General features: G+C 58.2%; 7 protein-coding genes. 3 read left to right on the forward strand and 4 right to left on the reverse strand.

The window, feature by feature from the left end; translation table 11 throughout:
* Window positions 1-26 precede the first annotated feature (26 nt).
* Window positions 27-1,136 carry an alanine dehydrogenase gene (ald, locus tag GTN70_08775; protein NIO17076.1) on the reverse strand — a complete coding sequence of 370 codons (1,110 nt, stop codon included), beginning with the start codon at window positions 1,134-1,136 and terminating at the stop codon, window positions 27-29.
* Window positions 1,133-2,083 (reverse strand): hypothetical protein, encoded by a 951-nt coding sequence (locus tag GTN70_08780; GenBank protein NIO17077.1) that lies wholly within the window; start codon window positions 2,081-2,083, stop codon window positions 1,133-1,135. The genes ald and GTN70_08780 overlap by 4 nt, the downstream gene beginning before the upstream one ends.
* 87 nt (window positions 2,084-2,170) lie before the next feature.
* Here GTN70_08780 and GTN70_08785 point away from each other — a divergent pair, with 87 nt between their 5' ends.
* Complete coding sequence (locus GTN70_08785) at window positions 2,171-3,148, forward strand: D-glycerate dehydrogenase (GenBank protein NIO17078.1); 978 nt, start codon at window positions 2,171-2,173, stop codon at window positions 3,146-3,148.
* Window positions 3,149-3,163: 15 nt separating this feature from the next.
* On the opposite strand, the gene GTN70_08790 is transcribed toward GTN70_08785, so the two are convergent.
* Complete coding sequence (locus tag GTN70_08790) at window positions 3,164-3,538, reverse strand: hypothetical protein (GenBank protein ID NIO17079.1); 375 nt, start codon at window positions 3,536-3,538, stop codon at window positions 3,164-3,166.
* Between the two features lie 133 nt (window positions 3,539-3,671).
* Between GTN70_08790 and GTN70_08795 the strand changes: the two genes are divergently transcribed.
* Both GTN70_08795 and GTN70_08800 read left to right on the forward strand, forming a co-directional pair.
* A complete protein-coding gene (locus GTN70_08795) occupies window positions 3,672-5,264 on the forward strand; it encodes a hypothetical protein (GenBank protein ID NIO17080.1) in 1,593 nt (530 codons plus the stop codon).
* 327 nt (window positions 5,265-5,591) lie between these two features.
* Window positions 5,592-6,299, forward strand: a complete 708-nt coding sequence (locus tag GTN70_08800) for an FKBP-type peptidyl-prolyl cis-trans isomerase (protein NIO17081.1) — start codon at window positions 5,592-5,594, stop codon at window positions 6,297-6,299.
* A gap of 256 nt (window positions 6,300-6,555) precedes the next feature.
* On the opposite strand, the gene GTN70_08805 is transcribed toward GTN70_08800, so the two are convergent.
* Window positions 6,556-7,521, reverse strand: a complete 966-nt coding sequence (locus GTN70_08805) for an HD domain-containing protein (GenBank protein ID NIO17082.1) — start codon at window positions 7,519-7,521, stop codon at window positions 6,556-6,558.
* Window positions 7,522-7,566 lie beyond the last annotated feature (45 nt).

Genomic DNA, 7,566 nt, shown 5'->3' on the forward strand with positions numbered 1-7,566 from the left:
ATTCCGCATTACCATTCTTGGGATTGTTACAGGATCTTCTCGATGGGCATGTACTCCAGCGAAAAAGCCTCTGCCACCCCTTTGCACGTTATCTGACCCCTGTGGGTGTTCACGCCGTTTTTCAGGCCCTGGTCTTTGCGCACGCAGGCGATTACGCCGGAGGATGCCAGCTTTTTTAGATAGGGGAGGGTCATGGAAGTCAGCGCCCTCGTGGAAGTCAGCGGGACGGCCGATGGCATGTTCGTCACGCAGTAGTGCACCACGCCCTCTTCAGTGAAGTACGGATCCGCAAGGGTAGTGGGGCGTGATGTTTCGGCGGCGCCTCCCTGGTCTATGCTGATGTCGACGATACAGGCTCCCGCCTTCATGGCCGAGACCAGCTCCCTGGTCACCAGCCGGGGCGCAAGGTATCCGGGCACGAGAACGGTGAGCACGAGGAGGTCCGAGCGCTCAACCTCTCGGGCGAGAGATTCCCTGCCGGACAGGAGGGTCTTTGCTTTTTGCTGGGTTAAATCCCTGACGTGCTCCAGCTTTTCCGGAAGGATGTCCAGGACGGTGACGTCTGCGCCCATTCCCGATGCAACGCGGGCTGCCATCCTCCCGGAGGTGCCCGCCCCCACGATGGTCACGGCTGCCGGTTTCGTCTCCGGGAGCCCCGTGAGGAGGACGCCCCTGCCGCCCTTCGGTTTTTCAAGGCCCGTGGCGCCTGCCTGGATGGAGAGGGCACCGGCGATCGCGCTCATCGGCCGCAGGATGGGGAGGTTCCCCTTCTCGTCGGTCACCGTCTCGTAGGCCAGCCCCGTCACCCTTTTATCCAGGAGGGTTTTGGTGAGGTTGAGATCCGCCGCAAGGTGGAGGAAGGTGAAGATCGTCTGGCCCTCTTTCAGCAGATTGTATTCCGCGGGGAGGGGCTCCTTCACCTTGGCGATGAGCTCTGCCCTGTCCCAGATGGCCCCGGCGTCCAGGATCTCTCCGCCCGCCTCTTCGTATTCCCTGTCGCTGAAGCCCGCCCCCGCACCCGCGTTTTTTTCGATGAGGATCCGGTGCCCGTCGGACGCAAGTTCGCGGGCCCCGCCGGGGGTCATGGCCACCCTGTTTTCATGGGCCTTGATCTCTTTTGGAACGCCGATAATCATCCCGGGTCTTCCTCCTTATAGTTTAACGCGTTTATTTTCAAAAGAATATCGAGAAGGAGGGGCGCCCGGATACGGGTGGAGAACGTTATCGATGCCGCCCGGAAGCCCCGCGCGAGGGCGCACAGGCAGTTCAGGTCGATCCCCCTTTTTTCGCTCGAAACCAAGAGGCCGGTGTCCGCGGTGATCCGGGCAATTGCCCTTGCGAGCGGGGAGTGGGTACGGTACCCGGTCAGGGTGGCCAGGGAGCGCGGTACGGAGCACTCCCGCTCGCCCCGTCTTTCCGAGAAACAGAGGAAGATGCAGGGTGCGCCGAGGAGGTATCTGCGGTACCGGGAGAGAAACGCTCTCGTCTGGGAGTGGCTTTCCGTGACCACCACGACCCACGATCGGAATCGCCGGTCGCCGGTAAGCCCCGTAACGACCGTTTCCAGCTTTTCCTGAAGGTGGCCGTCAGGGCCGCTTTCGTCCCGATAGAGCCCCCGAGAGAAGAGACCCGCCGCGGCAAGCGCCGAACCTGCGGCGATAGCAAGCGGATGGATGTCGATGACGATGAGCCTGGCGATCGAAGAGAGAAAGAGGGTTGCCCCCCCGAAGAAGCCGATCCGGTAGAGGGTCCGTTTTTTTTTTCGGCCTTCGTCTCCGGGTGATGCGGAGAGGAAAAAGACGGCACCGGGACTTTCCGGCTCCCCCCTTTTCCCGGGTGAACCAAAAAGGATGCTCTTTCTTTTTCCCGACAGCCTGTTCAGGATCGGAAAGGTGTACGCGTCCAGTATGTTGACGGTAACCCCGAGAGACAGGAGAAGGAAGGCGCCCGTCCGGCTGCCCGCGAACAGAAGCAGCCCCCCGGCGAGGTATGCGGCAAAGGCCGCTGCGGGAGTCACGAACTCGCTGTTCGGGATCATCATCGTTTTCGGATAGAAACGCGCGTTTTCCTTCATCCTGGTCAAGGTAAATTCCCGGCCCCTGAACGTTTTTTTCCCCTTGTGGCAATTATAATAGAATATTAAGTCTCAATAAGCGAACAAGGGGGGGATATGAAGAAAAAGCGTGTGTTTGTCACCAGGAAGTTGCCGGGGAGGGCCTTTGACGAGCTGCGTGAATCTTGCCACGTGGTCAACATGCCGGGGGAAGGAACCCTCGAGAGGAAGGAGCTTTTGCACGCGCTTACGGAGGTTGACGGAATCGTGTCCACCCTCGCCGATCTCATAGACGTGCGGGTCATGGAAAAAGCGGGAAGCCGCCTTGCAGTGGTTTCGAATTACGCCGTAGGATACAACAACATAGACGTGCAGGAAGCCACCAGGCGGAAAGTTATCGTGTGCAATACGCCCGATGTTTTGACCGATGCCACGGCCGATATGGCTTTTACCATGCTTCTTGCAATCGCGAGGGACCTTGCCGGGGCGCACAATTTTACCGCCGGCGGTAACTTCCTGGGGTGGGACCCCTACCTCTTCCTGGGAGTGCCCGTGTGGGGCAAAACGATCGGCATCGTCGGCATGGGAAAGATCGGGTCCGCCATCGCCAGGAGGGCCCTGGGCTTCGATATGAAGGTGCTCTACCACAACAGAAACAGGGTTGATCCGGGTCTGGAAAAGGAGCTCGGCGCCGGATACAGAAGCCTCCCGGAATTGCTCGGGCTTTCTGATTTCGTCGTGCTGGCGGCATCCCTGACCGATGACACCCGGGAGATGATCGGAAAAGATGAGATCGCCCTGATGAAGCGGGAGGCGTGCCTGATAAATATCTGCAGGGGGGAGGTCGTCAGGGAGGCAGATCTCGTCGATGCCCTGAAAAAGGGCGTCATACGGGGGGCCGCGCTCGACGTGTACGAGAAGGAGCCGGAGATCCACCCGGGCCTCTTCGGCCTTCCAAACGCCGTTCTCCTTCCCCACATAGGCAGCGCGACGAGAGATGCTCGGGAGGATATGGCCCGGCTCTGCGTGGATAACCTGCTGGCCGTGCTTCGCGGGGACAGTCCACCCGCGGGTGTCAACGCCCATCTCATCTGAGCACGTGGCCGCCTATCAGGGGAGGATAAGGGAGCGCAGGTTTTTCCTGAAGTGTTTCCTGAACGGGATTTTCACGTCCCCCAGGAAGGAGGCAAGCGTCATGGAGCCGTATGCGGTCACCGATATATCCAGGTTTTTTGCCGCCCGGGAAAGGGAGCGTATGATCGGCTCGAGGGAAACGGTTACGGGGATATCGATGTTGCTCGTCATATCGGGGGGGATCTCGATAAGTTCCGATTTTTCTCCCGATGCGAGGATTTCCTCCCCCGCCGTAACCGTGTAGGTCAGGTATTTGGCTTTTATGGAGAAGGCGTTCGGGTTGTTCACTTCGAGGGTAACGGTGAGGGGAATGGCGGCAAGAGACGCGTGAGGGGGGTTTTCCTCAAACATCAGCGAGATGACCCGCACTTGTGGTTCGCGGAAGGTTTGCTTCACCAGTGTCGAGCACCCCGGGGTTATGAGCAGCACAGCGATGAGCACGGTTAAAAAATGTCGAAGCGATAAGTGAGGCCTGTTCCGGAACATGCTGAGAATAGACGAGATAAGAATCCCCGCATGTTTGCCCGAGGTATCGCTTACGGATGGCATATCCTCGATTATAGGGGTTCCGGCGGGGGAGATAAAGGAGTTATATGTCGTCAGGGAGAGCATCGACGCGCGAAAAAAGAAGGGTGTTTTTTTCGTTTACAACGTAATAATCGCCCTCTCGGACGGAAACCTTGAGGAGAAGATAGCCGGGAAGGGTAAGGCAAGACTGGTCGCGGGGCTCCCTCACCCCTACCGGCTGCCCGCGGTGAATGCCCGTATCCCCGAATACCCGGTGGCCGTGGTGGGATGCGGCCCGGCGGGGCTTTTCGCTTCCTATACCCTTGCACACTTCGGTTTCCCCGTCGTTTTGATCGAGAGGGGGAAGAAGGTAGAGGAGAGGGCAAGGGATGTGTCACGGTTCTGGAGGGAGGGCGTCCTTAAAAAGGAGAGCAACATCCAGTTCGGCGAGGGTGGGGCAGGCACCTTTTCCGACGGAAAGCTCACGACGAGGATGAGGGCACCGGAGGCGCGCTTGGTCATCGATACGTTCAGTGAACTGGGTGGGGGACCGGAGCTGGTAAGGAAGGCGAAACCCCACATGGGGACGAACCGGTTGAGAAAGGTGGTCCGACGCTTCCGGGAGCGGCTCTCCCGGATGGGTGTTGATTTTCTCTTCGAAAGTGCGGTGGTCGATGTGCGGGTATCCGGGGGTGGGGTGGCCGGGTTGCTCATCGACAGCGGTGACGAGATTCCGGTGAGAGAGGTTGTTTTTGCCCCGGGCCACTCGGCGCGGGACAACTACCCCATGCTCGAGAGAAGAGGGGTCGCCCTCGAGGGGAAACCCTTCGCGGTCGGGATACGGGTCGAGCATCCCCAGCCCCTCATTGATGAGATCCAGTACGGGGAGCATGCGGGGTGCGGCTGCCTTCCCCCTGCCGATTACCGCCTTGCCGTGACCACGTCGAGGGGCAGGGCGGTCTACTCCTTCTGCATGTGTCCGGGGGGTTTCGTCATCCTCTCCTCATCGGAGGGCAGCGACCTCGTGGTAAACGGGATGAGCCCCACCAGGAGAATGACGGGCTACGCAAACAGCGGCATCGTCGCTGCCGTGGGTCCGGAAGATTACGGGAGAGGCATTTTTGACGGGATCGCGTTTCAGCGCAAGCTCGAACAGTCGCTGTTCAGGGCGGCGGGTGAGCGGTATGGGCTCGTCTCATCCTCCCTTACTCACTTCCTGTCACGCCAGGGAAAGATCGAACCGGCGGCGGGAAGGTGGGCAGGGGGGGAGAGGATTGCCGGTGACCTGAGGAGGGCCCTCCCGTCGAGTCTTTATGAGGACCTCGTGGAGGGGATCGGGCGTTTCGACAGGAGGATGAAAGGCTATGTCAGCGAAAGTGCCAACGTCTACGGCGTGGAGTCCCGGACTTCGTCTCCCGTGCGGATCACCCGGGGGGCCGGCATGGAGTCCATATCCCTGAGAGGTTTCTATCCCGCCGGGGAGGGAGCCGGATATGCGGGAGGGATCGTCAGTTCCGCCGTGGACGGGATACGGGCCGCTATGGCCATCGTGCGCACATACCAGAGGTAGTGTCCTGACTCCCGGTTTCCGATTTCCTGGGGAATAAGAGATAAATTTACAATTTCTGATTTCTCATTTAATAACAGGCTATTTTTCATTCGGAGGCATACCGGCCGTCTATTCGGGAATCACTCTTTTTCCCCGGTCCTGCTCGGGAGTCAGCTGCAGAACCCAGGGACTACCTTAGAGTGTAAAGGGTGGCTGACCTTGCAAGATGATCTTTCCTGGCTTAAAATACCGTGAACGCCATAACTGATGCCGGCTGCAGATTTTCCATACCCCTGGGTCCTACCAGTGGTAACATGCATGCAGACGAACTTTCGAGGAGAAAAAAACATGATGAAATACCTATTTACGGCTGTACTCACCACAACGCTTCTTTTCGGCACCGCCCGTGCGGAGGATAAAACTGAACTGAAAGAGGAAAAGGACAAGGTCAGCTACAGCATCGGTTTTCAGGTTGGCAGCGACTTCAAACGCCAGGGGGTTGAACTCGATCCGGAAATCCTCGCGAGAGGCGTTCAGGATGCCCTGACAGAATCCGAGCCCGCGATGACCCGTGAGGATATGAGCAGCACGCTGGCCGACCTGAGAGAAAAGGTCATGGCGGCACAGCAGGAGGAGATGAAGAAGGCGGGCGAAAAGAACCTCGCAGACGGGAAGGCGTTCCTGGCAGAGAACGGGAAGAAGGAAGGTGTCACGACCACGGCGAGCGGCCTCCAGTACAAGGTAATGAACGAGGGAGAGGGAGACCCGCCGAAGGCGACGGACACCGTCACCGTCAACTACCGGGGGACGCTCATCGACGGAACCGAGTTCGACAGCTCCTACAAGAGGGGGCAGCCGGCAACCTTCCAGCTGAACCGGGTGATCAAGGGCTGGACGGAGGGGCTCCAGCTCATGAAACCGGGGGCGAAGTACCAGCTCTTCATACCCCCCGAGCTTGCCTACGGGGAGCGCGGCGCCGGGCAGGTAATCGGGCCGAACAGCACCCTCATCTTCGAGGTGGAGCTCATATCGGTCGAAGCCGCTGAGACCAAATAGGCAGTTTCAGCTGTATTACGGATTGTGGAATTAAGCAGTCCCGGGTCCCGGGAAACCAGTTTCTCGTTTCTGGTTTCTCGTTTCTCGTTGAACCGGAAACTGTTATTATTCAGCACCCAGCACTACCATTCCGTTTCTGGTTTCTCGTTTCTGGTTTCTCGTTAACCGGAAACTGTGAACTCTGAACTGTTTTCATTCCGCATTCCGAATTCCGCATTCCAAATTACCACGGATATATGTTTTTAAACAAAGACTCTCACTCCTCATCCCTCTTCACGTAGAGGAACCGGTTGAACATCCGCTGGTAGTCGGACCAGGTCTCGTCCCCTTCCGATTTCTCGATGACGGAGAGGAAGGAGCTCACCTTGGAATCCAGGTTCTCCACGAAGTGGACGATCAGCGCCTCCAGGGTCTTGGGGCGCTTCGGCGACCCGTATTCCAGCTCTCCGTGGTGGGAGAGTATGATGTGCTTGAGAAGCATCTCCTTCTCCTCGCCGAGAATTTTTTTCCGCTCCTCGACTTTCGACACCATCTCCGCTCCCATGACGATGTGGCCGATCAGTTTACCCTCGTCCGTGTAATCGATCGCTTTGTCGTAAGACAGCTCGTGAATCTTCCCGATATCGTGCAGGATCGCTCCCGCAAGGAGCATGTCCCTGTTTACCCCGGGATAGTGGCTGGAGAGGAAATCGCATATCGTGGCGACAGAAAGGATGTGCTCGAGGAGGCCGCCGATGAACTCGTGGTGGAGAATTTTACCCGCCGGCGCCGTCTTTACCCTTACCGCTATGTCGCTCGAGGAGAAAAACTCTTTCAGGAATGCTTTCAGGCTCTCATCTGCCAGGGATTCGATGAGCCCGCTCAGGCCCTGCCACATCTCGTCGATCGACTTCGTCGTGGAGGCGAGGAAGTCGCCGGGGTCGACCTCTTCCGCTTCGACCCTCGTGAGATTGAGGATCTTCACCTGGTGTTTTCCCTGGTGTGTCACGAGAGAACCCGATACCTGAACGTAGTCGTTCGATCCAAAACGGGATGATATCTCTTCCACGTTATCCCACACCCGGCCGTCGATCTCCCCCGTCGCATCCTTGAGCGTGATGCTCAGGTAGGGTTTCCCCGCATTCGTCTTCAAAAGCGATTTGCTCGTGACGAGGAAGTTGTCCGAAAAGATCAGGGCACTTTCCATATTTTTCAGGTCCCTGATGAACAGGCTCTTTCCCATCGCGTTCCTCCCATCGGGTGCACCCCTTGAGTATACAACAATATG

The sequence above is a fragment of the Deltaproteobacteria bacterium genome (assembly GCA_011773515.1).
Classification (GTDB): Bacteria; Desulfobacterota; Deferrimicrobia; order J040; family J040; genus WVXK01.

What these genes read in the sequence shown, in the direction of transcription:
- ald (NIO17076.1), bottom strand. Translation starts at nt 1,136, where the DNA reads ATGATTATCGGCGTTCCAAAAGAGATCAAGGCCCATGAAAACAGGGTG.
- GTN70_08785 (NIO17078.1), top strand. Translation starts at nt 2,171, where the DNA reads ATGAAGAAAAAGCGTGTGTTTGTCACCAGGAAGTTGCCGGGGAGGGCC.
- GTN70_08790 (NIO17079.1), bottom strand. Translation starts at nt 3,538, where the DNA reads ATGTTTGAGGAAAACCCCCCTCACGCGTCTCTTGCCGCCATTCCCCTC.
- GTN70_08795 (NIO17080.1), top strand. Translation starts at nt 3,672, where the DNA reads ATGCTGAGAATAGACGAGATAAGAATCCCCGCATGTTTGCCCGAGGTA.
- GTN70_08800 (NIO17081.1), top strand. Translation starts at nt 5,592, where the DNA reads ATGATGAAATACCTATTTACGGCTGTACTCACCACAACGCTTCTTTTC.
- GTN70_08805 (NIO17082.1), bottom strand. Translation starts at nt 7,521, where the DNA reads ATGGGAAAGAGCCTGTTCATCAGGGACCTGAAAAATATGGAAAGTGCC.